Origin of the sequence: Algoriphagus lacus (assembly GCF_003583985.1) — a bacterium.
GTDB lineage: Bacteria > Bacteroidota > Bacteroidia > Cytophagales > Cyclobacteriaceae > Algoriphagus > Algoriphagus lacus.
The window spans coordinates 695,251-720,711 of record NZ_QXML01000001.1 but is presented as its reverse complement, the minus strand read 5'-3'; the positions used below and the strand labels follow the sequence as shown (position 1 = coordinate 720,711).

The window sequence follows — 25,461 nt, the reverse complement described above, 5'->3', positions numbered from 1 at the left end:
TCAACATATATTTTCAAGGGCGGTGGACGGTAGTTCATTTACCCTTGACAAGAAAAATCATGAACCCAAATACATTCCAATACTCAGAATCTTTTGCCCGTGAAATGGATGCAAAAGATCCACTTTCAAAGTTCAGATCCCGATTTCACTTTCCCAAAGTAAACGGCAGGGAAGCCATTTACTTCTGCGGAAATTCACTTGGCCTCCAACCCAAATCAGTCAAAGATTACCTCGAAAAAGAACTGAATAACTGGGCGGATTTGGCAGTGGATGGGCATTTTCACGGGGAAGATGCCTGGTATCATATCCGCAAAAAGTCCAAACCGGCCCTGGCTGAAATCCTTGGGGCCCAGGAGCACGAGGTGGTGGCTATGAATAACCTTTCGGTCAACCTCCACCTGCTAATGGTGTCTTTTTATCAGCCGACCGAGGAGCGATACAAAATCATTGTGGAAGCGGGCGCATTCCCTTCCGACCAATACATGCTCGAGACCCAGATCAAATTCCATGGATTGGATCCCTTGGATGTGTTGGTAGAATTGGCGCCCAGACCGGGAGAATTCACCCTTAGGACAGAGGATATTCTGGAGGAAATTTACCGACAGGGTGAATCCTTGGCGATGGTCAATATGGCCGGGATTCAATATTACACCGGACAGTTTTTTGATCTGAAAGCCATCACAGAGGCTGCCCATGCTGTTGGAGCTTTGGCCGGGTTTGATTTGGCCCATGCCGCAGGAAATGCGGTCTTGAAACTTCACGATTGGGATGTGGATTTTGCCACCTGGTGCAGCTATAAATACCTGAATTCAGGTCCTGGGAATATTTCCGGGATTTTTGTGAATGAGCGGTACGCTGAGCGGCCTGACTTGCCCCGATTTGGAGGCTGGTGGGGACATGATGAGGGCGAGAGGTTCAAAATGGAAAAAGGCTTTGTTCCAATGTACGGAGCCGACGGTTGGCAATTGGCCAATACAAATGTTTTGGCCTTGGCTGCGCATCAGGCTTCATTGGATATTTTTCAGGAAGCCGGCATAGAAAATCTCCGTGAAAAAAGTGAAAAACTAACCGGCTATCTGGAGTTTCTAATCCGCCAAATCAGCGGAGAATCAGGAGTTTTGGAAATAATAACTCCCAAAAACCCCCAAGAAAGAGGCTGTCAGTTATCTTTGCTGATTCATCGGGGAGGCAAAGCCGTCTTCGATGAGTTTTACAAACATGGTGTAGTAGGTGACTGGAGAAATCCCAATGTGATCCGCCTGGCCCCTACTCCACTGTATAACAGCTTCTTGGATGTGTTCCGATTTGCGAAAATTTTGGAACAATCCCTGGAGAAATTCGCTTAAAGAAGCGTGGATAAACCTATCCGATGAAAAAAAACGAAATCACCATCTTGGGCGCCGGATTGATCGGAAGCCTGATGGCCATTTATCTCAAGCGCCAGGGTTTGGATGTGTCTGTATATGACAAGCGGCCCGATAAGCGCAAAAATCCCTATTTAGAAGCTGGTAGATCCATTAACATGGCCCTTAGCCATCGGGGATGGAAAAGTCTTGAGCAAGTCGGGCTGAAAGACAAGGTCATGCCTTTGGCTATTCCCATGTATGGAAGAAAAGTCCATGATGAGCATGGAGGAACCACTTTTATTCCTTACGGAAAGGCTAATCAGGCCATCTATTCCATTTCCAGAGGAAAATTCAACCAATTGCTTGCTGAGGAAGCCGAGCGATTGGGAGCTGAAATACACTTCGATCATAAGTGTGTTGAGGTGGATTTCAGAACTCATGAAGTAACCTTTGAAACTACCGAAGGAGAAAAGAAACTGAACCCAAAAGTGGTCATCGGAGCGGATGGAGCCTATTCCTCCCTGAGAATGGCGATGCAAAAGCAAATTCGGTTTAACTATAAGCAGGAGTATATTTCGCATGGGTATAAGGAACTGACGATTCCGGCTACACCTTCCGGTGAGTTTGCCATGGATCCAAATGCCCTGCACATTTGGCCTAGGGGAAAATTTATGTTGATTGCACTTCCCAATCCGGATAAGTCATTTACCTGTACGCTTTTCCTTCCTTTCGAAGGTTCAAAAATTTGCTTTGACAAAATCAAGGATGAAAAAGACTTGGAGACTGTCTTCAGGGCTTACTTCGACGATGCGTATCAGCTGATGCCGGATTTGAAGAACGAGTTTTTCAAAAATCCTACAGCAGCCCTAATCAATATCGAATGCTATCCTTGGGTTCAGGGAAATGCACTCCTGTTGGGTGATGCTTCCCATGCCATGGTACCTTTTTATGGTCAGGGCATGAATTGCGGCTTTGAGGATTGCTTTATTCTGAACGGACTCATTGAAAAACTGGGCACCAATGCTTGGGATTTGGTTTTTGAAAAATTTCAGAAAAAACGTAAGCCCGATACCGATGCCATTTGCCAGTTGGCAATGGAAAACTTCATCGAGATGCGGGATTCAGTTGCCGATCCAAAGTTTTTGCTCCGCAAAAAAATTGAAGCCAAACTTCATGAACTCTACCCAAAGGAGTGGATTCCGCTCTACACGATGGTGACGTTCACTGATATGGGTTATGCGGAAGCTTATGCTCAGGGCAAACTTCAGGAAGCAATCATGAACAAGGTGATGGCCGATCCGCTGATCACCGAAAACTGGAATAAGCTCGACTACGAGGATATTATCTATCAGATGGAAACCTCAAAAGCAGTATAGACCAATTAAAACTTATAATTAAAGGCCTGTCAGGATTTGAAAACCTGACAGGCCTTTATTTTTCCTGCCTCACAAATCAAACAACATTCCGCTGGCTCCTGTTGGTTTGATTTTCAAGTGTTTGTATGCCAATTCGGTAGCCATTCGCCCTCTTGAAGTGCGCTTCATATAGCCTTCCTGGATCAGAAATGGCTCGTAAACCTCCTCAATAGTCTCGGCTTCTTCCCCACAGGCTGTAGCGATGGTACTCAGGCCCACCGGTCCGCCTTTGAACTTTTCGATAATGGTCAGCAGGATTCGATTATCCATTTCGTCCAAGCCATTTTCATCCACGTCCAAGGCATTCAAGGCAATTTTGGCGATTTCGAGCGTGATGGTTCCATTGCCTTTTACTTCCGCAAAGTCACGGGTTCGGCGAAGCAGCATATTTGCAATTCGGGGAGTACCACGGCTGCGTCGGGCAATTTCAAAGGCAGCTACTTCATCGATTGGAGTTTGAAGGATTCCAGCTGATCGGGTAACGATATCCGTCAGCAATTTGGCATCGTAATATTCCAATCGGGAATTGATCCCAAATCGCGCCCGGAGCGGAGAAGTCAACAAGCCGGATCGCGTAGTAGCCCCGATCAGGGTAAACGGACTGAGTGAAATCTGCACTGAGCGGGCATTTGGCCCACTGTCCAGCATGATATCGATCCGAAAGTCTTCCATAGCGGAATAGAGATATTCCTCCACGATGGGATTCAGGCGGTGAATTTCATCGATGAAAAGCACATCGCCTTCTTCAAGATTGGTCAGCAATCCAGCCAAATCGGAAGGTTTATCCAATACAGGACCGGAGGTAATTTTGATCCCAGCTTGGAGTTCATTTGCGATGATATTGCTCAGGGTGGTTTTTCCCAGACCAGGAGGGCCGTGCAACAGAACATGGTCCAGTGGCTCTTTCCGCTTTTTGGCAGCATGCACGAAAACCTTGAGATTCTCAATGATTTTGGCCTGACCGGAAAAATCCTCAAAACTCAACGGCCTTAAGGCGCGCTCAAACTCCCGGTCTTTTGGGCTTAATTCTTCCTCATCTCCTCTCAGATAATCTTCTCTCATGACTTTTGGGGTACACACAAATATAAACAAAACCCCATGCGGAGATCTTTTCCATTTTACCTGTACTGACAAAAAATGACCTAAATTCGCCTGAAAATTGAGTTGAAATGAATTCCAACGCACGGAAAAACATCATCTATTCCCTTGTACTTTTTGCACTCGTGGTTTTGGTCTATGCCTACAGGACCAGGGAAGGGAAACCTGAAGCCGAAGAATTGCCAAAATCCGAATCAGGCAAGGTTTCATTTTCGGGCAAAACTATGGGGACGGATTATCAAGTCACCTATCTGGATGAGGAAAACCGAAACTTTCAAGCCTCAGTGGATTCGCTTCTGAAGGTCTTTAATCAGAGCATTTCCGTCTATGAGCCCACTTCGGAAATCAATCAACTCAATCTCAGGGACACCTTGCTCTCTCCTTCTCCAATCCTAGTAAGTGTACTCACTGAGGCTGACCGGATGTATGGCCTTACGAGTGGGGCGCTGGATCCAACTCAACAAGCCATTGAAAAAATCTGGACTTTTTCACCTTCCGGAGCTCGACTTCAGGACAGTACCGATGTGGGCAAGGTACTTTCTATGGTAGGATTGAAAAAAGTCATTGTGACAGACACGCTCATCCGAAAAACCAATTCGGGGATTTTTCTTGATTTTTCCAGATCAGGCAAAGGCTATGCGGTGGATCTGATCGCAGGATTATTGGAAAGAAAAGGGATTAAAAACTACCTGATTCAAATCGGCGGGGAAAACCTGGCAAAGGGACTAAACGAAAAAGATGAACTCTGGAAAATTGGGCTGCTTTATCTTGCAGACAGTATGGGTAAAAAGGCGGAGGGCGTTGTGGCACTTCAGGATAAGGCAATCTCGACGACAGGAAATTTTGAGCAATTCTACACCAAAGATTCAGTGCGGCTTTCTTTTACGCTTGACCCGCGAACAGGCTATCCTGTGACTCATGGATTGTTGGGAGCAACTGTCATCGGGCCGGATGCAAAAACCGCCGATGCAATGGCCGATGCACTTATGGTCTTGGGCTGGCGGGAGGCAGTACGATTGGATTCCAGCCGGACCGATCTGGAAATGCTGTTGATTTACAATGAAAAGGGCGGAAAATTGAAGCAATATGTCAGTCCTGAGCTCACCCGTTATTTATCTTTTCAGGTAAAGTAATAAAGCTAAATGCAACATTATTGAATTTTATTACCTTTGCGGAGGTTATCACCGACAAGAGCTGTTCCGATGACAAATAGGAATGGCTCAAATTCACAATGGGAATAAACTTTCTGCTTCTTTTTCTTACTGCAATGATTGCGGGCTTGTTGGTGTTTTTTGCCCCTGCTTTCAGAGAGCGCTATTTCAAATTGGTATTGGTATTTGCGGGATCTTACCTCTTTTCCATTACCATTTTGCACATCATTCCGGAGTTGTTCAGTACGGGATACGACCACGGCCGAATGGGATTATATATCCTATTGGGCTTTTTATTGCAGCAGGTGTTGGAATTTTGGTCCTCAGGAATCGAGCACGGACACATTCATAAGCACAGTTCGGAGACTTCCAAAGGCGTCATCACCCTCATGGTTGGGCTTTTCATCCATGCTTTTTTGGAAGGAACACTGCTGTCTCACGGCACGGTAGTGATTGGAGATGCCATCGCATCCACACATGCACACAGTGACAAGACGGTTTTGTTGGGAATTATTATGCACAAAGGACCGGCGGCATTTGCATTGACAGCAGTTCTCTCTGCCTCCTTGAGTAAGAAGTGGACAATTCTGCTGTTAACGGTTTTTGCTTTGGCTTCTCCGATGGGGATGCTGTCGAGCTCGTTCTTTATTTCACAGGGGGTACTCTCCAAAGAAGGAATCGGTTTGCTCTATGGATTGGTGACCGGAGGGTTTTTGCATATTTCCACAACCATCTTTTTTGAAAGCAGCCCACATCACAAATTTCAGATGAATAAGCTCATGGTTACTTTTTTAGCCGCTGCACTGGCTATGGCATCGGAGTATTTGGTGTGATTTCGTAGTCTTCAAGAAATCAAGGAGATTTTTTCAAATACCGAACTTATTCCGCTAAGTTTTTGAACATGCTTCGGGTTGTTTCTAAAAAAATTCGGTTTTTAATGGAAAAGAGTTTGGATTCTGTCTCCAGATTCAAGTATTTCATTTTTGATTTTGAAGTCGAAAAATTCTATGGTCAAAAAGTATTTTCGACCTTCAAATAAGTTGCTTTTTATATCCTAAACCCAAAATACTATGCCTCAAAAGACTGATAGAATGTCTGTCTATTGGAAGAAAAATCTGCGGACACTTCTGATTTTACTCCTGGTTTGGTTTGTGGTCTCCTTTGGGTTTGGAATCATATTAGTCGAGCCACTCAATCAAATCAAAATCGGTGGGTATCCTCTTGGTTTTTGGTTTGCCCAGCAGGGTGCTATTTATTCGTTCATCGTACTGATTTTCATTTATGTGGTTCGGATGAATAAGCTGGATAGGGAATTTGACGTTCACGAAGACTGATTCTCGGATATGGATATTCTTACTTGGACCTATTTACTTGTCGGGCTTTCTTTCGCTCTTTACATCGCCATCGCAATCTGGACCCGTGCGGGGTCAACAAAGGAGTTTTATGTAGCCGGTGGAGGAGTTTCCCCTTTGGCCAACGGCATGGCTACAGCGGCTGACTGGATGTCTGCAGCTTCTTTTATTTCGATGGCCGGTTTGATTTCTTTTGCCGGATACGATGGTTCAGTCTACCTGATGGGCTGGACTGGGGGCTATGTGTTACTCGCCTTGTTGCTGGCTCCTTATCTGAGAAAATTTGGAAAATTCACCGTGCCTGACTTTGTGGGTGATCGCTATTACTCGAATAAAGCGCGAGTGGTAGCGGTGATTTGCGCACTTTTCATTTCCTTCATCTATGTGGCAGGTCAGATGCGCGGGGTTGGTATTGTCTTTTCGCGATACCTCGAAATTCCGATTGAATGGGGGGTAGTCATCGGCATGGCGATTGTCTTTTTCTATGCGGTGATGGGCGGAATGAAAGGAATCACCTACACCCAAGTGGCTCAGTTTTGTGTGTTGATTTTTGCATACATGGTGCCTGCAATTTTCATCTCCATGCAGCTGACTGGCAATCCTATTCCTCAGTTGGGATTGGGAGGAGAAGTTGCAGACGGGACGCCTTTGCTGGAAAAGCTGGACGGTGTATTAGCCGACTTGGGATTCAGTGAATACACCTCCGGTCGGAAAGGAATGACTGATATGCTGATGATCACCTTGGCCCTAATGGTGGGTACAGCAGGTTTGCCACACGTCATTGTCCGGTTTTTTACCGTGCCCAAAGTAAAGGATGCTCGGCTTTCGGCAGGATATGCCTTGATTTTTATCGCGATTTTGTACACGACTGCTCCGGCGATGGCGGCTTTCGGAATTTACAATGTGATCAATTCGACCTCGGAAAAAAACATTTCAGAACTCCCGGCATGGGTTCAAAACTGGCAAAAAACCAACCTCATAAACGTAGACGATAAAAACGGAGATGGAAAGGTCCAATATTTGGCAGATCCTGTTGCAAATGAACTCACCATTGACAAAGACATCATGGTGCTGGCCACTCCTGAGATTGCGCAACTTCCCAACTGGGTAGTCGGATTGGTTGCGGCAGGCGCCATGGCGGCAGCCCTATCTACCGCCGCAGGTTTGCTATTGGTGATTTCCACTTCCGTTTCCCGTGATCTGGTCAAAAACTTCAATCCCGAAATTTCTGAAAAAAAGGAACTTCAGATCGCCCGGCTTTCTGCTGCAGGTGCAGTAATTTTTGCCGGGTATTTTGGAGTAAATCCTCCCGGATTTGTAGCAGAGGTTGTTGCATTCGCCTTTGGTTTGGCGGCTGCTTCCTTTTTCCCGGTAATCATACTTGGAATATTTTCGACGCGGATCAATAAAGAAGGGGCCATCGCAGGGATGATTACTGGTCTCATTTTTACCGTTTCCTACATCACCTATTTCAAGTTTATCAATCCGGGGATAAATTCTGAGGATCACTGGTGGTTTGGAATTTCTCCGGAAGGAATAGGTTCCATCGGGATGCTTTTAAATTTTCTGGTGTGCTATTTCGTTTCGAAATTTACTCCAGCACCACCGCAGCATGTACAGGACCTGATTCAGGAGATCCGGATTCCAAAAGGAGCCGGTGAAGCACAAGATCATTAGAACGAGAAGTACCCATAACCTTACCCTATCATGAGTGACCGATTACATACCCTCAGTGGCTATCTCTACGAATACCAAAAAAGCATAGCCCAGCCTGAAGAATTTTGGGCTAGAATAGCGGATTCCTTTCACTGGAGAAAGCGCTGGGATAAAGTCCTAAAATGGAATTTTGAAGGACCGGATGTCAAATGGTTTGTAAATGCAAAGCTGAATATCACTGAGAATATTTTTGAACGACATCTCTACACGATCGGAGACCGACCGGCGATTGTCTGGGAACCCAATGAACCGGGCGAAGCAACTCGAACCTTAACTTATCGGGAGCTTTTCAGGGAGGTTTGTCGATTTGCCAATGCGCTGAAAAGTAAAGGAATCCAAAAAGGTGACCGGGTAATTATCTACATGCCCATGGTGCCGGAGGCAGCCATTGCCATGCTTGCCTGCGCCCGGATAGGAGCCATTCATTCCGTCGTATTTGCTGGTTTTTCCAGTTCTTCCCTCGCGGATCGGATCATCGATTGCGAAGCAAAAGCTGTCTTGACCTCCGATGGAAACTTCCGAGGAAATAAAAAAATCGGAATAAAATCCGTTGTGGATGAAGCTCTTGAAAAATCTTCAGTGGAAACGGTCATCGTCTATCGCCGCACAGGTCAGGAAACTGAAATGAAATCAGGTCGGGATTTTTGGTGGCATCAGGTATTGGAAGGCCAATCCGATGTCTGCCCGGCTGAAGAAATGGACAGCGAAGACATGCTGTTTATCCTCTACACTTCCGGCTCGACAGGAAAACCCAAAGGGGTGGTTCATACCACTGGTGGCTACATGGTGTATACCAAGTATTCCTTTGACAATGTCTTTCAGTATTCCGCAGGAGATGTGTATTGGTGTACCGCCGACATTGGTTGGATAACGGGCCACTCCTACATCGTTTACGGTCCGCTTTTGGCGGGTGCCACCACGCTCATGTTTGAGGGAGTTCCCACTTACCCGGGTCCCGGCCGTTTTTGGGAAGTCATCGAAAAGCATAAAGTCAATATCTTTTATACAGCTCCAACCGCGATCCGCGCTCTGCAAGCCTTTGGTACAGATCCGATTCAAGGGTGTGATCTCAGTTCACTTAAAGTGCTAGGCTCCGTAGGCGAGCCGATCAACGAAGAAGCCTGGCATTGGTACCATACCCATATCGGAAAAGGGAAATGTCCGATTGTCGACACCTGGTGGCAGACTGAAACAGGTGGAATCATGGTTTCTCCTTTGGCGGGCATCACACCAACCAAGCCTGCTTATGCCACCTTGCCCCTGCCGGGGATTCAGCTTTGTATCGTGGATGCTGAAGGGAATGAGCTAACTGGTAACTCTGTGGAAGGCAATCTTTGCATCAAATTTCCTTGGCCGTCCATGATCCGAACTACCTATGGCGATCATGAGCGATGCAAACAAACCTACTTTTCGACTTATCAAAACATGTATTTCACCGGAGATGGGGTGAAACGCGATCACGATGGTTATTACAGAATACTCGGCCGAGTAGACGATGTGATCAATGTGTCAGGCCATCGAATGGGTACCGCTGAAGTGGAAAACGCGATTAACGAACATCCAAAAGTCATCGAATCTGCTGTGGTGGGCTATCCTCATGAGGTCAAAGGTCAGGGCATTTACGCCTTTGTGATTTGCGACATGACCAACCGTACTGAGGACAATTTGATCAATGAAATCAAGGATATGGTTTCCAAAATCATAGGTCCGATTGCCAAGCCGGATAAGATTCAGATCGTGCCTGGACTTCCAAAAACCCGCTCCGGAAAAATCATGCGACGGATTCTGAGGAAAGTAGCTGAAGGTCAGCTAGATTCCATGGGTGATACTTCGACCTTGCTCGATCCAGATGTGGTAGAGAAAATTGTCGAAGGAAGGAAGTAAGATAATAGTCAAAAAGAAGAGCCAAGATATCTTGGCTCTTTCCTATAATATCAGTCTTTTGGAGAAGAGTCTTCCTCCTCAGCATCTATTTCAATGGATGACACAATCGAATCTGGAGAATCCATTTCTTGCTTGTAAAAATTGTGAACACCAACCATAAAGGCTACAATCAAGGCCCAAATCACTTGGCGAATTGGTTGGAAAATTTTGGTAACCCTCATAGTTGTAATATCTTGATTATTAACTATTCAAGATGAATACCAAAAAGAAACTTGTCAAAATGGCAGGAAAATAAAATCCTGCTTTCTTTTAATGGCCAACGTCATCGTCAATCGGGTTGCGGAGTTCCTTCGCAGATTTCCTCCTTTTTCATTTTTGGGAAAGGACGACCTTGCCTCTGTGGCCAGAAGTGTGGAAGTACTATATCTGGAAAAGGGGGAAATCCTTTTTCGACAAGGGGAAGCTGCACAGCCCCATTTTTTTGTACTGAAAGAAGGGACCATTCATTTGGTACAAAACTCAGTTCAGGGAGAGGAAATCAGGGAGGTTTGTGACGAAGGTGATGTCTTTGGCGTGTTGGCCTTACTGGGTAAAAGGCCCTATTTGCTTACTTCCAAAGTCATCGAAAATAGCCTGATTTATGCCATTCCGGTAGCTGTTTTTGAAAAAATCCTGGAGGAAAACAGTCGCGTAGCACTCTTTTTCGCAGCCGGGTTTGCGGCAGGACAGGTAGTGGTTAGGCAGGATCTTTCCCATGGCCAAAAGGCTCGGGGAGAATTCAAAAATACCTCCGGTGATCATTCCCTGATGATTTTTTCGGACCAGTCTGAAGTCAAAGTATCTGAAAAAGTAGTGAGTTGTGCTCCGGAAGCTTCCATCCACCAAGCCTCAAAATTGATGGCAGAAGCTCAGGTCAGCTCCATCATCATCTGTGATGATCAAGGCTTTCCAAAGGGAATAGTGACTGACAAAGATTTGCGAAATCGGGTGCTGGCATCCGGTATTTCACCACAGCAACCTGTTTCATCGGTCATGACCAGCCCTGTCATTACCCGAAAAAAGCAGGATGGGTTTTCGGATTTATACCTCACGATGATCCGCAATCGACTCCATCATTTGGTATTGACCAATGATGGATCAGATCAAAGTCCGGTTTGTGGGATAATCTCTGATCATGACATTTTCCTGTCCATGGGCAATAGTCCTGCAGTGCTCATCCACGGGTTGATCAATACGGTGGAGGTAAGTGAAATGCGAAAAATCCGGGACCGTGCCGAACAAATGCTCCGGTATTACTTGGAAAATGAAGTTTCGATGGAGTTCGTCTCCTCTGTGATGACAGAAATCAACGACGTGATCATCCGTCAGGCTTTGGCATTAGTGCAAAACCAACTTCTATCGGACTATCCCGAAATGGCAACTGTCCGATTTTGCTTTTTGTCGATGGGGAGTGAAGGGCGTGAAGAGCAGCTGCTCCGAACGGATCTGGACAATGCGATTCTCTACGAAGATGTGACTGCAGAATTGCACGACAAGGCAGCAGAATACTTCCTCAAACTTGGGGAAGGAATTGTGGAAGTCCTTTTGGCCTGTGGTTTTGATCCATGTCCGGGTAAAATCATGGCTAGCAATCCGGAATGGGTTCAACCACTTTCCGTTTGGAAAAAATACTTTTCCGAGTGGATTCTTCATCCTTCTCCGGAAGCTTTGGTTAAGGTTTCGATATTTTTCGATTACAGGGCCGTGGCAGGAAGCAAGACATTGGCCGAAGAACTCACACATCATATCTATCAGGAAATCGGTAATAAGCAGATTTTCCTGAATTTCTTGGCTCAAAATGCCCTGACAAATCCTCCGCCGCTAGGGTTTTTCAAAGACTTCATGGTGGAAAAATCCGGTGAACATCGGGACCAATTTGATATCAAGGCGAGGGCGATGCTGCCATTGACAGACCTTGCCCGGTTGCTGGTGCTAAGCCATCAAGTCGTAGGAATCAACAATACCTTTCGCCGTTTTGAAAAGCTTGCCGAATTGGAACCGAATTATGCGGAGCTTTTTGCCCAAGCCGGAAAAGCCTATGAAATCCTCATGCGTATGAGAGCTCTGGAGGGACTTCAAAACCAAAACAGCGGAAGATACATCCAACCCAAATCTTTGGGCAAACTTCAACGTCAACTTCTGAAAAACACTTTTTCCCCGATTTCAGAACTTCAGGAGATTGTTAATATCCGGTTTCAGCTTGACTATTTCAGAAAATGAGTTGGTGGGAATTTTGGAAGCCAAAAAAAGAGAGGCTGGATTTCATCCGGCAATTTTTGGAACTGAATGCACAGTCTATTCCCGGAATTCGGGGAATTGACCAGCTGAATTTTACGGTTTTGGACACCGAGACCACCGGATTTGATCCGGTAAAGGATTCCATTTTATCCTTTGGAGCGGTTCAGATTTCCGGGATGAAAATTCAAATTTCAACAGCCGTCGAATGGTATCCACTGACAGAAAATACAAGTCGAAAAACTGCTCCGATTCATGGGTTGGTTGAAATCGCTCACCCGCTAGAAGTAGAGGATTTTTCAAAAAGACTTTTGGAATATTTCGGAAACTCCATTCTGGTAGGACATCATGTAAGCTTTGATCTCCAGATGCTCGGAAAGCTTTTGGCCCATTATGGGATATCCCAGTTTCCAAACCCTGTAATAGATACGCTTCGTTTGGCCATTAGATTGGAACATGGTCCGAATGCAGACTTAAGCAGAATCAACATGGAATCCTACAGCTTGGATGAGCTTTGCAAGCGCTACGGAATCGAGACCGATGACAGACACACTGCTGCCGGAGATGCATTTTTAACTGCACAGCTTTTTTTGAAATTGCTGAAAAACTGCTCCAAAAAAGGGATTTTTAATTTTAAAGATTTGATGAAAAATTACTAGCAGAAATAGAGCTTTAAGTAATAAATTTCACTTAAAGATGATTGATTTTTAATATTTTGTGATAAATTCAGGTAGTTTTTTGTTTCACATTTTTAAATTAGTCCTATGTCAAAACTCAAAATTGACCCCACTATTGTTAGGACAGACCTGAACCTGGAGGCAATCAAAGATTTGCTCAAAGTTCAGCATCCTATTACCCAGAAGTATCAATCTCTGGGTGGTTCCGGTGGCTGGTTAGGCCCAAGCACAACTCCAATCACCAAGTGTCCGGATGGAGTAGGCAGCTACCAGCATTATGCAAATGGATCGATTTACTATCATCCATCAACGGGAGCCCATGAAGTTCATGGGTTGATTCGAGCCCGCTGGCAGTCTTTAGGCTGGGAACGGAGCTTTTTGGGATACCCTCTTACCGATGAAACAGCCACTCCGGATGGAGTAGGCCGATACAATCATTTCCAGGGAGGGAGTATTTATTGGAGCCCTGCCACAGGAGCATGGGAAGTGCATGGTGCCATCCGAACGAAGTATTCCAGTTTAGGATGGGAGCGAAGTTTTTTAGGTTATCCTTTGACGAATGAAAATACCACTCCTGATGGGGTGGGTCGGTACAATCATTTTCAGGGAGGTAGCATCTACTGGACGCCAAGTACAGGAGCCTATGAAGTTCATGGAGCTATTCGCGAACAGTGGAAAAACATGGGATGGGAAAGGAGTAGCTTAGGATATCCCACCTCGGATGAATTGATTGTTTTTGGCGGAGCCGGGAGAATTTCACATTTCCAAAGAGGGAGTATCTATTGGTCACCGACAGCAGGAGTAAGAGTCCTTCAGGAGCGAGTTAGAGTTCATGTGAAGATTTTGGATAATCCAGTTTCTTTTACCTTGAATGAACAGTTTGCGGCCATGCAGGAAGTATTTTCAATTGCTGGAATCCGTGTGGATTGGGTCACCACAGAGAATCTTAATTTACCCTCTCTGGCCGATGTGGATGTTGGGGGTTGTTTCATGGGACAAACTACAACGGAGCAAAATTTACTTTTCAGAAATCGGAATTTCATGAGCGGAAATGATCTGGTCGTGTATTATGTCCGAAGTACAGTGCCCGGCTACAACGGTTGTGCAGCATTTCCAGCTGGAAGGCCAGGTTGTGTAGTGGTTCGGTCTGCAAGCAGATGGACTCTTGGTCATGAATTTGGCCATGTTTTGGGTCTTAGTCATGTGAATAACAATAACCAACTCATGACCGGTGGTGGGACTTTCAATATTACCAACCCCCCACCTGACCTTACTTCCGGTGAGTCCACAACAATGCGTAATTCTAATCTCAGCACTCCACTTTAATTCTTTCAATCATGGCACAAAATCGAACAACCGCCGGTAGTTTTTCAACTGATGAACTGCTGGCCTTTCTCAGACAGGATGAACTAGACTATCCTGCAGCTGCTTTGAAATTTGGAAAGGATTCTCTTTCTTTTCTAAAGGAATTGGTGGAAAGCAGTGATGAAAATCTCGCTACCAAAGCAGCTTATTTGGTAGGGTACATTGAAGGTGAGGAGGCGGATAAAATCCTCGAGGGAGCCGCATCAACTGGTCCCGCTCCAGTTCGTGTTGCAGCTGCTTTTGGAGCCCAAAAGCGAAACTCTCCTGTAGCAGAAAAAATCCTTCAGAGATCTTTGGAAGACAATGACCCCTCTGTGGTAAAATTTGCGCTGCTGTCAGTAAAGGTCAAAAAGCTGGAAAAAAACCTCAAATCCAAAATTGATCGAATCTCCAAAAACTTTATGGACGATACCATCAAAATGGCAGCAGGTGAAATGCTCAGAAAAATCAATTAATCAATTCTTCCAACAGTTCAGAGCGGTCCGAAAGGCCCGCTCTTTTTATTTCCAGCTAACGTCCACCTTTCCGGTTGCCTTAAGCTGAACTTCCAGGCCTGTGGCGGTTGGATAAAATCCGTCAGGATAGATTTCTAAATCTGCGATCTTCAAATCTGCAAAGGGAGTTTGAAGAGCAAGGCGCTCACGGATTCCTCCCAGACTTTCTTCCATTACTTCTGCCATCGGGAATCGGAGTTTCTGATTGAGTTGACGGATGATTTTTCCCTTTTTCAAAGCTGCAGCAGTTTTTGCTTTTGGGCTGTCACTTTCCAGGTGAAAATTGACCTGATCAAAAATCAAAACCTGTTGCTCAGTGTCATAAGTCGGTAAGCCAACCAAAAACAATTCCCCTTTGATTTCTTTTCCAGTTTCCTGAACGGCAACAAAATCCATTTGGATCGCCAGTCTTCCTCCATAGGCTTTTGACTTGAAATTTCCCGGCCGGAACACTGTTTTTTTGTTTACCCGGATTGCCTGATTTCCGAATTTTTCAAGAAGGAGTTGATCGATTTCAGCGTAGGTCAATCGAAGTGGAATTCGTATTTCGAGACCGTTTTCCGTACTCGAGTTTTCGCTCAGTTTCGGTAAGGGAAAAGGTCGGCTGGGAGCAGCACCAGCCGGGTGGGAATTTACTTTTCCACTCAGTCCAAGATTGAGGTTAAAGCTTTCGTTTGGAGTAAAACTTTCAGAAAGTTTTACCGAATCCGGCTGAATCGAAAAGGCCATCTTTTTGCCCTGAAAATCCACAAAAACCGGCTTTCCGACCTGATTCCACGCCTGGTCCACCAAAGGTTTGAGGGGAATGAGGTCCGGTTTGGATGTGAGGTTTCTTGATGCAAAATCCCGAATTTCTTTTCGGATCAACTGACTTAGGTCCAATTCCATTCCGAGCACATTAAAGCTCATTTTTCCACCCAAATCCATCAATTCAAATTCTGAAATGCCCAAAGACCAATTGGGATTCACTTGAGGATTGATCAGGAAAACAGGCGCAAAGGATTGATTCAATGGAATTTTTGATTGAAACAAATTTCGAAGTCCTCCCGGCTTGAGTCCCACTTCACCTTGTACCCTAATTGGAAGAGTGACTTGGATTCGTTGTGAATCCACTGCTTCGATTTTTGCCATTCCGTTTCTGGAAAAATTCAGATCCCCGATGATCCCGTTACCCATATCTATCCCGCTATCCTCGAAAAGAATAGGAGGAATTCGCTGATTGAGCAGGTAATCCAGCGTTTGAATCGGAATTTGGACAGGAACATTTACCTTGGAATATGCCAAAGGCACAGGTACAAGCGCCGGATTGAGTGTTGGATCCAGACTTTTACAGGCACCTGAAATTAAAAAAAGGACCAGAATCAGGTAAGAAAAAAAAGGACTTCGGACTTCAACAGGCATTTGCATAGCGGTAATTTCAGGAGGATAAAAGGAACTATTTTTCCCTTGCAACAATTGCCCCAAAAGTAAGCATTCACGATCATGAACTGGAAAAAACTGACTGAAGCATCTCAACTTGAGGAAATCAAGGAATTGAGCAAAACGAAGCCCGTTTTGATTTTTAAACACAGTACCCGCTGCTCTATCAGTAGTATGTCTCTTGACCGGCTACTCCGAAACTGGAAAACCGAGGATGGAGAGAAGGTAGTTCCGTATTTTTTGGATTTGATTGCCTACAGGAAATTATCCGATCAGGTCGAGGAGGAATTTGGTGTTCCGCATGAGTCGCCTCAAGTACTAATAATTCGGGATAGCAAAGCAGTATACGACAACAGCCATTATGGGATCTCCTATCCGGAAATAATGGCTCAGGTTTAGTGTCTCTTATTTTTATAAAAGATTTTTAGACCATCCATCCCCACTAATATCCATTCCAATTTTAAAGGAATTCGGACTTAAACCATTGACATTAGGATTCAGTCAAAGTGTTGAACTTTGCACTGATATGAAAAAAATCTACGTTTTTATTGTACTGATTTTTAGCCTTTTGCTTGATCATCAGGCTTACGGGCAGCGACCTACTGAGCAGGGAAGACCCGAGAGGAAATTTACCGGAAAGGTAATTGATGGAGTAGCCAATACTCCCATGATCGGAGCCAACGTGCTGATCAAGACGGTGACCGATTCGCTTCTTCGGGGTACGGTGACTGGCTCAAATGGTGAATTTGAATTGGCACGCCCCTCTATACCGGAAGTCAAGCTGGAAATAACCTTCCTAGGATACAAGACCATTACCAAAATTCACAGCTTTCGCGATCCGGTAGAATTGGGAGAGTTGATTTTGCTGGAGGACACCAAAGTTCTGGGTGAGGTCGTCATCGAAGGTCAAAATGTGACCGGTGAGCAAAAAGGAGATACCACTTCTTTCAATGCCAATGCCTTTAAAACGCAACAAAATGCCCAGGCAGAAGATCTGATCAGAAAGATGCCCGGCATTACCATGCAAAACGGACAGCTACAAGCCCAAGGCGAACAGGTTCAAAAAATCCTGGTCGATGGGCGTGAGTTTTTTGGAAGTGATCCAAGCATCGCTTTAAGAAATCTACCTGCAGATGCAATCGAGCGGGTGGAAGTGTTGGATCAGCGCTCTGACCAAAGTAGATTGACGGGCTTTGATGACGGAAACTACTCCAAGACCATCAACATCATTTTGAGGGAGGATCGCAAAAACGGTTCTTTCGGCCGAGCCTACGGAGGATACGGTACAGATGACCGATACTCCGCAGGAGGAAGTTTGAATTTGTTCAAAGGAGATCAGCGTTTTTCGATTCTTGGCCTGTTTAACAACATCAATCAGCAGAACTTTTCCAGTCAGGACCTTGCCGGTGTCACTGCCAATACCTCAGGAGGAGGAGGTGGAATGAGAGGAATGGGTGGAGGACGACCTGGAGGTGGAGGTGGTGGCGGCCAATGGGGTGGCGGAGGAAACAATAATTTCTTTGTGGGAAACACAGGAGGAATTGTCACCACCAATGCATTGGGCCTGAACTACTCCGATAAATGGGGCAAAAAAGTCAATTTCACAGGAAGCTATTTCTTCAACAATACCACCAATACACTTCAGCAAATCACCAATCGGGAGACTGTGGTGAATGAAAATATCCGCCAATACTATCAGGAAAACCTCATCAACACGGTAGACAATTACAATCACCGGGCAAATGCGAGAATTGAAGCGGATCTGAATGATAAAAATTCCATCATTTTGACGCCAAGTCTATCCTTCCAAACCAATAATACCTTCAGCGACCGGGATGCCTTGACCTTGGCAAGTACAGGGGATTCACTCTCTGCCTTGAGATCAATCACCAATGCCGAAACTCAGGCTTTCAATATTTCCAACAATTTGACCTACCGATATAAATTCGAGAAAAAGGGAAGAACTTTCTCTACCGATATTTTCACAGCATGGAACAACCGCGATCAGCTGTCGGATCTGTTGGCAGCCAGTAGGGATTTTCAACGAAATCTGATCGATACCACGCTTCAAGAGACCGATGCCTTGAACGACGGGTTCAATTACCGGATCAATGCCACCTGGACCGAACCCCTGGGGGAAAAGTCCATTGGTACTTTTGGCTATCAAGTCGGGAATAATAAGACCCGCGCTGACCAAAAGACTTTTGTTCTGGATGAGGAGCGCAGACCTATTTTGGATACCGCTTTGTCCAATGAATTTGACAACAAGTTCATCACGCAACGACTCCGGTCGGGTTATGCCTACAACAGCGGCAACTGGAACGTCAACCTGAATTTGGATTACCAATATGCCCGCTTGGACAACGAGGCCTTTTTCCCTGAAGAAAGAGTCTTTACCAGAGATTTTAACAATCTCTTGCCGAGTGCTAACGTCAACTTCCGAAACCGTGAAACAGGCCTGTCGTGGAGATTCAGATATCGGACAGACACGGACGAACCAAGTGTGACCGAACTGCAAAACGTGGTAAACAACCAGAACCCTTTGAATTTGAGTGTGGGAAATCCAACCTTGGCTCAAAGCTACAACCATAATTTCTTCGGAAATGTCAGCAAGGTCAATCTGGAGAAGTCGCGCACGCTGTTTATGTTTTTGAATTATTCTGCCACGAATAACTACATCGGAAGCAATACATTCATTACGGCAACCGATACCCTCATCAACGGACAGATTTTGCTCCGTCCGGGTGGACAAATCACCCAGCCGGTAAACTTGGAGGGGAACTGGAGAAGTTCATTTTTCCTGACCTATGGGGCTCCGATCAAAGGAATCAAAACCCAGTTTAATACGAATACCCGGGTAAGTTTCAACCGAATTCCGGGAATTATCAACGGAGAGAAAAACCTGAACGACAATTTGGGCCTTAGCCAAGGGCTGACTTTCAGCTCCAACATCAGCAAAAACGTGGATTTCTCCATTCAGACGACGGGTACTTACAACATTGTCAATTCGAGCCTGCAGCAGGATCTGGACAACAATTATTACCAGCAGGAATCAAATATCAGACTCTACCTCTCCTCACAAAACGGAAAAGTTTTTGTCGGAAACAATGTGGCCCACACGCTCTATACCGGACTTTCGGAAGGATTTAACCAGAATTTCTGGTTGTGGAACATCGAAGGAGGCTACCGCTTTGCAAAAAACAACAAGGCAGAATTGAAAGTGGTCGTCTTCGATTTGCTGAATCAGAACAACAGCATCAGTCGAACCATCTCCGATGTGGCGGTTACAGACGTCTTCACCAATGTCCTCACCCGTTATGGCATGCTGACGTTCACTTACATCATCGGCAACTTTAAGCAGCCGGCCGCCGAGCCTCAGCAGCCTTGGCAAATGGGAAGACCTCCGGGAGGAAGAACTTGGTAGAAGTTAAGCTGAAGCAGCCTGAAATAAGAAAAAGCCGCTTGAAATTGAATTCAAGCGGCTTTTGGGTTTTAAAAACAAGCGTTTTGCTTACATTTTAGGAAGCACTACCGTGTCCACCGAGTGAATTACCCCGTTGGATTGGAACACATCGGCAATGGTCACCTTGGATTTTCCTCCGTTTTCATCTGTGATGTAAAGGTCTTTGCCTTGCATCCAAGCTGTGAGTTTTCCTCCCTGCACAGTGGTAAGCACTGCCTTTCCGTTTCCTTTTTTGATCGCCTCGGCTATTTCTTTGGAGCCCATTTTTCCGGCCACCACGTGATAAGTTAGCACCGCTGTCAGTTGACCTTTGTTCTCAGGCTTCAGAAGGGTTTCAACAGTTCCGGTAGGGAGTTTTAGAAACGCTGCATTATCCGGTGCAAAAACGGTGAACGGACCTTTACCCTGAAGTGTCTCTACCAATCCGGCAGCTTTTACTGCGGCTACCAAAGTGGTATGATCTGCGGAATTCACAGCGTTTTCCACAATGTTTTTGGAGGGGTACATCGGTGCGCCGCCTACTTCCACGGTTTTTTCCATCTGAGCAAAAGCCAAATTGGCTGTCAAGAATGCGAAGGCTGCGAAAGCCACTTTAAATAGTTTGTTCATGTGATGTATTGTTTTGGTTTTTTTGATTTGGAGGCATTTACGAGGTGCTTTTGGAAGCTGGATTGACTCCGGATGAAAAAAAATCAGGAATTCTTTTTTGGGAGCAGAGTTGCATCCCGACCGTTACCCAAAAAAGCCCAAAACTCTTAGCTTTGTGACCTGATTAATTTTCAATCATGTACCAGGAAAAAATCGAATCGATCAAAGCAGCCATTGCAGCAGCAGATGCCACTACCCCGGATCAACTGGAAGCCTATCGCATGGAGTTCATCTCAAAGAAAAGTGTAGTAGGAGAGCTTTTCGCTGCCATGGGACAGATCCCCAACGAGGAAAAACGTGCCTACGGTCAGCTGGTCAATGCCGTAAAGCAATTGGCTGAGGAGAAATTTCAGGAGCTGATTGAAAAAGTAAATGCCTCAACCAAAAAGTCGAAATCCGCCGATATAGACTTGACCTTGCCTCCTTCCAACTATCCGTTGGGAGGCATTCATCCCTTGACTGCAACCCGTCAGCGGATCATCGAGATCTTTGAGCGAATCGGTTTCAACCTTTCCGAAGGTCCAGAAATCGAAGACGACTGGCACAACTTTACCGCACTGAATTTCCCGGAAAACCATCCAGCGCGAGAGATGCAGGATACGTTTTTTATCGAGAAAAATCCCGACATCGCCCTGAGAACCCACACTTCCTCCGTTCAGGTGCGGGTGATGGAAAATCAGAAACCTCCGATTCGGACGCTTTCACCGGGACGGGTTTACCGAAACGAAGCCATTTCTGCCCGCGCCCACTGCATCTTCCATCAGGTAGAGGGTCTTTACGTGGATGAAAATGTAGGCTTTGCTGATTTGAAGAATACCCTGTACCACTTCGCAAAGGAGATGTTTGGCAAGGAAACCAAGGTTCGGTTCCGTCCATCCTTCTTCCCTTTCACCGAACCAAGTGCTGAAATTGATATTTCCTGCTTGATCTGTGGGGGAAAAGGTTGCAATGTCTGCAAGCAAAGTGGCTGGGTTGAAATCGGCGGTAGTGGCATGGTTGACCCCAATGTGCTTGAAAACTGCGGAATTGACTCCAAAAAATACACTGGTTTCGCCTTCGGCATGGGAATCGAGCGAATCGCGATGCTGAAGTATCAGATCCGTGATCTACGCTTGTTTACCGAAAATGATGTGCGATTCCTGCGGCAGTTTAGGCCGATGTTATAGAAAAAAGAAAAAGGCTGATCGAAAGATTGGCCTTTTTTGATTTTTGAATTTCCCGCAGATTTTGACTGATTATTTTCGCGGATTGGCGCAGATTTTCCACTTGCCATGGATTGGTTCAAGTTTTCAAACTTGGACCAATCATAATGCAATCTTCGGACTGCCTAAAATTATTTTCAATACGGATTAGGTCCAAGTCAGGAGACTTGAACCATTTTTAAATCAGCGTTCAATTGCTGCTTTTTCTGCGGAGATCTGCGGGAGAAATAATCAAAAAGAAGCCCGATAGGACTCCAGTCCACTTACCTCCAACTTAACTAAAAAGACATCCCCGCTCTGCGGATTTTTTTTGAGATCATCAGGTGTCAGATTCTCCTGGGCTGTAGTAATCAGCATCAAATCTAGGTTTTCCCCTCCAAAACAGCAGGAAGTCACATGCGGAACGGGCAATTCGATTTTGTTTACTAGTTCACCAGTATTGGGATTCCATCGGTAAACCCCCGAACCCGCATAATGCGCAACCCATAGCATCCCTTCCAGATCGATGCACATCCCATCCGGAAAGCCCAAACCCTCCGAAATCTCGACTGCAATTCGTCGAAATTCAATGGCTCCGGTTTCCGGATCAAAGGCAAATTCCTGGATTTTCTTGGTTGGGGTATCGATAAAGTAATAGGTCTTCTGATCGGCTGTCCAGGCCATTCCGTTGGAAATGGTGAGGTTTTTAAGTGTGACTTCAGGCTTCAAATCAGTTCCGATCCGATACAGCGAACCCGCACCTTCGGTAAAAAGTGTACTCAGTGTTCCGATCCAGATTCGGCCTTGGGGATCCACTTTCCCGTCATTGAAGCGATTCAAAGTCAAATCTGCTTCCACCTCACAGAGTTCTTCGATCTCCTGAGTTTCCCAATCGTAACGCACCAGCTTCCGATCCAAACCCAAAATCAGCTTTCCGTTTTGCCCCTCTAAGACTACCGCCAATCGATGAGGAAAATGCCTGATTTCGAGTTTTTCAGTAGCCAAATGATAGCGATGCAGGTTGCCCTTTTCGATATCTACCCAGAAAAAACAACCGAGCTTTGCGATCCACAGTGGGCCTTCGCCAAGGAAGCATTGGGAGGGGATGGTTGTAAAGTTGGAAGTTTGCAAAGTTCGAAAGTTTAAATGTCAACGGTCCACAGTCCATGGACCACAGCCGCTTCGTTAAAATGGTTTAAGCTCAAATCCAATCGGTATTTTTTTGCGGTCGTCTGTCGACCGTGGACTACTTATGCCAATACTGCGCAATTTTCTTCTTCAAATAGGCCACACTGCGCTCCAGTTGATCCATGCCGTCCACTCCATCTTCGATGCTTATCCAATTGTCAAAACCAACCCGCTTGAGTTCGGTGAAAATGGCATCGTAATCATTCATCCCTTTGCCGATTTCCCCGTGGCTGAGTCGCTTGGCATAACCGACTGCGCCGCCTTCTTCTTTTCTCAGGTCTTCGATCGTTCCGTATTTCAAAAACCGGTCGCTCGCATGCATAGTCACCACCCGTTCAGACACGTCATACAATAAATCCAACGGATCCTCGCCTGCCAAGAAGGCATTGCTCGGATCGTAATTGACACCAAAGTTGGGGTGATGGATGGAGTTGACCAGCTTGGTGAAGATAGCCCGCTTCTGCGCAAACTCCGGAAATTCCCAAAAGTCGTCCTTGTAGTGATTTTCGATGATCAGGGTGATTCCAAGGCTTTGGGCATAGGGAAGACAAGCTTCAATGCAGTCTTTGGCGAGTTTGATACCTTCTTCTATGGATAGCTCAGGTCGGTATTGACCGGAAAGCACGCGGCAATATTTTCCTCCCAGCACATCGGTCATCTCGATCCAGCGCTTTTGCTTTTGGATTTCAATTTCCCGAAAAGCCTTATCTCTGTGGGTAAAATCAGGAGAGCAGCACATCATGGGGATAACCATACCTTCGTTTTCGACCATTCGGCGGAATTTGGGCCAGTTTTTTTCATCAGCCATCTCCAGGAATCCGGCATACCACTCCAATCCATCGAGCTGAAGCGGGGTGGCAAGCTTGACCCAGTCGGCAATTTTCATACTCCCATCCTTGCAGAGCTGCTGCATAAAAGCTTTGGGAAAGGCGGCTAATTTGGGCATAGATCAGTGAATGGTAGAGGTGTCTTTGGGGGCGTTTCGCCCGATCATGGGGTATTGCTCCAGATCAACGACTTGACCGGAAATTGGACCGGCTTCATCTGAAAGCCAATACATACATGCCGCGGCAATCTCCTCAGGCCAGAGAATCCGCCCGGCGGGGGCGTACATTTTGGGTAGGTCTTCATACCAGGTCTCGGATAGACCATGATCTTTTTTGCGTTCCTTTTCCCGCTCCGTCAGCACCCATCCCGGATTGATTTGATTGACCCGGACGCCGTGATCACGGATCAGGGAATCGCCCAAATTACGGGTCATGGTCATCAGGGCTCCTTTGGAAATTGAGTAGGCTAGAAGATTCGGTTCTCCGCTCCAGGCGTTGACCGAGCCGATATTGAGGACGCATCCTCTGGCTTTGGCAAGTTCTGGAAGAGCTGCCTGAATCAGGAGAAAAGGGGAAATGGCATTGATATCTAGGACTTTTTGGAGAAAAGCCCGGTCTGTGTTTTCGATATTGGACTGGATCACCCAAGCAGCATTGTTGACTACTGCATCGAGCTTTCCAAAGCGATCTACAGCCAACTTGACCAAACGCTCTGGACAGCCCTCGGCGGAAATATCCTCTTGATGAAAAACAGCATGTTCCGCACCGATCTCCTCCAATACTTCCTCACCCAGAAATCCTTCCAATCCGTGCAATACCACTTTGGCACCTTCAGCTGCACATCGCTTGGCGATGGCTTTGCCGATGCCTGTGGTGCTTCCGGTGACGATAATGACTTTGTCCTTGAGTCGCATGTTAGACAGGCTTTAAAACCGACTTCACCACCTGTCCGGAGTGCATTTTTTCAAAAGCGGTATGCCATTCGGTAATTGGCCAAACGCCTCCGATAATCGGTTTGACATTCAAGGCACCGCTTGCCAGCAAAGAAATCACACGCTCCCAGATGGGCCAGTTGTGACTGAAACTTCCCTGGAGACGTACATTTTTCTGAACGATCGGATCGATGGAGAAATTTAAAGGCTGCGGCCCCCACCCTACTTTGGTGATTTGACCGTTGGGCCGAACCAGCTTCATGGCGATTTTCAGTGTATTGCTATGTCCGGCTGCATCCACAATCAGATCAGCTCCCAATCCATCCCGCTTTTTTGCCCAAGCCTCTGCAGCATCTTCTCCGATCAGCGGATCGCATCCGTAGGCATTTCTGGCAATTTCCAATCTACCCTTGTCAGCTTCCAACCCAAGAATTGCCACCTCAGCTCCGCAAAGTCTGGCCATAGCCGCACACAAAATCCCGATTGTTCCCGGACCAATCACTACTACCCGATCGCCGGGTTTGATGCTTGAATTTCCTACGACCGAATTGTAGGCCACGCAGCAAGGTTCGGTCAGACAGGCTTCTTCGAAAGACAGATTTTCGGGGACCGTGTGCAAGCATCTGGCTGGCACTCTCACAAATCGGGTCATGGCTCCATTGACTCCATAGCCAAAGCCTTTACGGGTGGGATCTAGGTTATAGAGCCCCACTTTGCTCATGGGATTTTGGGTATCGATCACGGCTGCAGTTTCGGAAACCACTCTGTCCCCAACTTTCCAACCAGCCACCCGAGTCCCAAGAGCGGCGATTTTTCCACCAAACTCATGACCCAATACGACCGGATAGTTCACCGGCCAGCTGTGATCTGAGGTCCACTGATGGAGGTCGCTGCCGCAAACTCCCACATTTTCGACCTCAAGGAGAATGTCCTCCTCACCGATTTCAGGAATGGGAATTTCACGGATTTCTACCGAATGTTTTTGCTCGGAATAGTTGACTACTGCTGCTGATTTGGTGCTGGACATGGCT

22 protein-coding genes are annotated in these 25,461 nt (G+C 46.1%); 14 read left to right on the top strand and 8 right to left on the bottom strand.

Annotated elements, in window-relative coordinates; translation table 11 throughout:
• Positions 1-59: 59 nt before the first annotated feature.
• Both kynU and D0X99_RS03015 read left to right on the top strand, forming a co-directional pair.
• On the top strand, positions 60-1,346 hold the full coding sequence (gene kynU, locus D0X99_RS03020; RefSeq protein ID WP_119476148.1) for a kynureninase: 1,287 nt from the start codon (positions 60-62) through the stop codon (positions 1,344-1,346).
• 23 nt (positions 1,347-1,369) lie between these two features.
• Positions 1,370-2,722, top strand: coding sequence for an FAD-dependent oxidoreductase (locus tag D0X99_RS03015; protein ID WP_119476147.1), 1,353 nt, complete (start codon positions 1,370-1,372; stop codon positions 2,720-2,722).
• A 69-nt stretch (positions 2,723-2,791) separates the two neighbouring features.
• Here D0X99_RS03015 and ruvB read toward each other — a convergent pair whose 3' ends face one another.
• Positions 2,792-3,823: a Holliday junction branch migration DNA helicase RuvB gene (gene ruvB, locus D0X99_RS03010; RefSeq protein ID WP_119476146.1), complete on the bottom strand. Its 1,032-nt coding sequence runs from the start codon at positions 3,821-3,823 to the stop codon at positions 2,792-2,794.
• Positions 3,824-3,930: 107 nt separating this feature from the next.
• Between ruvB and D0X99_RS03005 the strand changes: the two genes are divergently transcribed.
• The 5 genes from D0X99_RS03005 (at position 3,931) to acs (ending at position 9,962) form a co-directional block, all read left to right on the top strand.
• Positions 3,931-4,992, top strand: coding sequence for an FAD:protein FMN transferase (locus tag D0X99_RS03005; RefSeq protein WP_119476145.1), 1,062 nt, complete (start codon positions 3,931-3,933; stop codon positions 4,990-4,992).
• Between the two features lie 98 nt (positions 4,993-5,090).
• A complete protein-coding gene (locus D0X99_RS03000) occupies positions 5,091-5,843 on the top strand; it encodes a ZIP family metal transporter (RefSeq protein ID WP_119476144.1) in 753 nt (250 codons plus the stop codon).
• Positions 5,844-6,080: 237 nt separating this feature from the next.
• Positions 6,081-6,344, top strand: coding sequence for a DUF4212 domain-containing protein (locus D0X99_RS02995; RefSeq protein WP_119476143.1), 264 nt, complete (start codon positions 6,081-6,083; stop codon positions 6,342-6,344).
• Positions 6,345-6,353: 9 nt separating this feature from the next.
• Entirely contained in the window at positions 6,354-8,039 is a 1,686-nt protein-coding gene (locus D0X99_RS02990; RefSeq protein ID WP_119476142.1) for a sodium:solute symporter family protein, read from the top strand.
• A gap of 30 nt (positions 8,040-8,069) precedes the next feature.
• Positions 8,070-9,962 carry an acetate--CoA ligase gene (acs, locus tag D0X99_RS02985; protein ID WP_119476141.1) on the top strand — a complete coding sequence of 631 codons (1,893 nt, stop codon included), beginning with the start codon at positions 8,070-8,072 and terminating at the stop codon, positions 9,960-9,962.
• Positions 9,963-10,012: 50 nt separating this feature from the next.
• Here acs and D0X99_RS20505 read toward each other — a convergent pair whose 3' ends face one another.
• Complete coding sequence (locus D0X99_RS20505) at positions 10,013-10,183, bottom strand: hypothetical protein (RefSeq protein ID WP_199707969.1); 171 nt, start codon at positions 10,181-10,183, stop codon at positions 10,013-10,015.
• 91 nt (positions 10,184-10,274) lie between these two features.
• On the opposite strand from D0X99_RS20505, the gene D0X99_RS02980 reads away from it, so the two are divergent.
• The 4 genes from D0X99_RS02980 to D0X99_RS02965 all read left to right on the top strand — a co-directional run bounded on the left by D0X99_RS02980 (position 10,275) and on the right by D0X99_RS02965 (position 14,733).
• The gene (locus D0X99_RS02980; protein WP_119476140.1) at positions 10,275-12,221 is read left to right on the top strand and encodes a DUF294 nucleotidyltransferase-like domain-containing protein; all 1,947 of its coding nucleotides are present in this window, start codon (positions 10,275-10,277) and stop codon (positions 12,219-12,221) included.
• On the top strand, positions 12,218-12,895 hold the full coding sequence (locus D0X99_RS02975; protein ID WP_119476139.1) for a 3'-5' exonuclease: 678 nt from the start codon (positions 12,218-12,220) through the stop codon (positions 12,893-12,895). Before D0X99_RS02980 ends, D0X99_RS02975 begins: the two co-directional genes overlap by 4 nt.
• Before the next feature lie 105 nt (positions 12,896-13,000).
• Positions 13,001-14,239 (top strand): hypothetical protein, encoded by a 1,239-nt coding sequence (locus tag D0X99_RS02970; protein WP_119476138.1) that lies wholly within the window; start codon positions 13,001-13,003, stop codon positions 14,237-14,239.
• 11 nt (positions 14,240-14,250) lie between these two features.
• Positions 14,251-14,733 carry a HEAT repeat domain-containing protein gene (locus D0X99_RS02965; RefSeq protein ID WP_119476137.1) on the top strand — a complete coding sequence of 161 codons (483 nt, stop codon included), beginning with the start codon at positions 14,251-14,253 and terminating at the stop codon, positions 14,731-14,733.
• 45 nt (positions 14,734-14,778) lie between these two features.
• On the opposite strand, the gene D0X99_RS02960 is transcribed toward D0X99_RS02965, so the two are convergent.
• On the bottom strand, positions 14,779-16,179 hold the full coding sequence (locus D0X99_RS02960) for a DUF4403 family protein (RefSeq protein ID WP_147392175.1): 1,401 nt from the start codon (positions 16,177-16,179) through the stop codon (positions 14,779-14,781).
• A 75-nt stretch (positions 16,180-16,254) separates the two neighbouring features.
• Here D0X99_RS02960 and ytxJ point away from each other — a divergent pair, with 75 nt between their 5' ends.
• Together ytxJ and D0X99_RS02950 are read left to right on the top strand one after the other, a co-directional pair.
• Positions 16,255-16,590, top strand: coding sequence for a bacillithiol system redox-active protein YtxJ (gene ytxJ / locus D0X99_RS02955; protein ID WP_119476135.1), 336 nt, complete (start codon positions 16,255-16,257; stop codon positions 16,588-16,590).
• Between the two features lie 127 nt (positions 16,591-16,717).
• Positions 16,718-19,615: a TonB-dependent receptor gene (locus D0X99_RS02950; protein ID WP_119476134.1), complete on the top strand. Its 2,898-nt coding sequence runs from the start codon at positions 16,718-16,720 to the stop codon at positions 19,613-19,615.
• An 87-nt stretch (positions 19,616-19,702) separates the two neighbouring features.
• On the opposite strand, the gene D0X99_RS02945 is transcribed toward D0X99_RS02950, so the two are convergent.
• A complete protein-coding gene (locus D0X99_RS02945; RefSeq protein WP_119476133.1) occupies positions 19,703-20,263 on the bottom strand; it encodes a fasciclin domain-containing protein in 561 nt (186 codons plus the stop codon).
• A 176-nt stretch (positions 20,264-20,439) separates the two neighbouring features.
• On the opposite strand from D0X99_RS02945, the gene D0X99_RS02940 reads away from it, so the two are divergent.
• The gene (locus D0X99_RS02940; protein ID WP_119476132.1) at positions 20,440-21,468 is read left to right on the top strand and encodes a phenylalanine--tRNA ligase subunit alpha; all 1,029 of its coding nucleotides are present in this window, start codon (positions 20,440-20,442) and stop codon (positions 21,466-21,468) included.
• 267 nt (positions 21,469-21,735) lie between these two features.
• Here D0X99_RS02940 and D0X99_RS02935 read toward each other — a convergent pair whose 3' ends face one another.
• From D0X99_RS02935 to D0X99_RS02920, 4 genes are all read right to left on the bottom strand, one after another.
• Entirely contained in the window at positions 21,736-22,614 is an 879-nt protein-coding gene (locus D0X99_RS02935) for an SMP-30/gluconolactonase/LRE family protein (RefSeq protein ID WP_119476131.1), read from the bottom strand.
• A 115-nt stretch (positions 22,615-22,729) separates the two neighbouring features.
• A complete protein-coding gene (locus D0X99_RS02930; protein ID WP_119476130.1) occupies positions 22,730-23,617 on the bottom strand; it encodes a sugar phosphate isomerase/epimerase family protein in 888 nt (295 codons plus the stop codon).
• 3 nt (positions 23,618-23,620) lie between these two features.
• Entirely contained in the window at positions 23,621-24,412 is a 792-nt protein-coding gene (locus D0X99_RS02925) for an SDR family NAD(P)-dependent oxidoreductase (protein WP_119476129.1), read from the bottom strand.
• A 1-nt stretch (position 24,413) separates the two neighbouring features.
• Positions 24,414-25,457, bottom strand: coding sequence for a zinc-binding dehydrogenase (locus D0X99_RS02920; protein WP_119476128.1), 1,044 nt, complete (start codon positions 25,455-25,457; stop codon positions 24,414-24,416).
• Positions 25,458-25,461 lie beyond the last annotated feature (4 nt).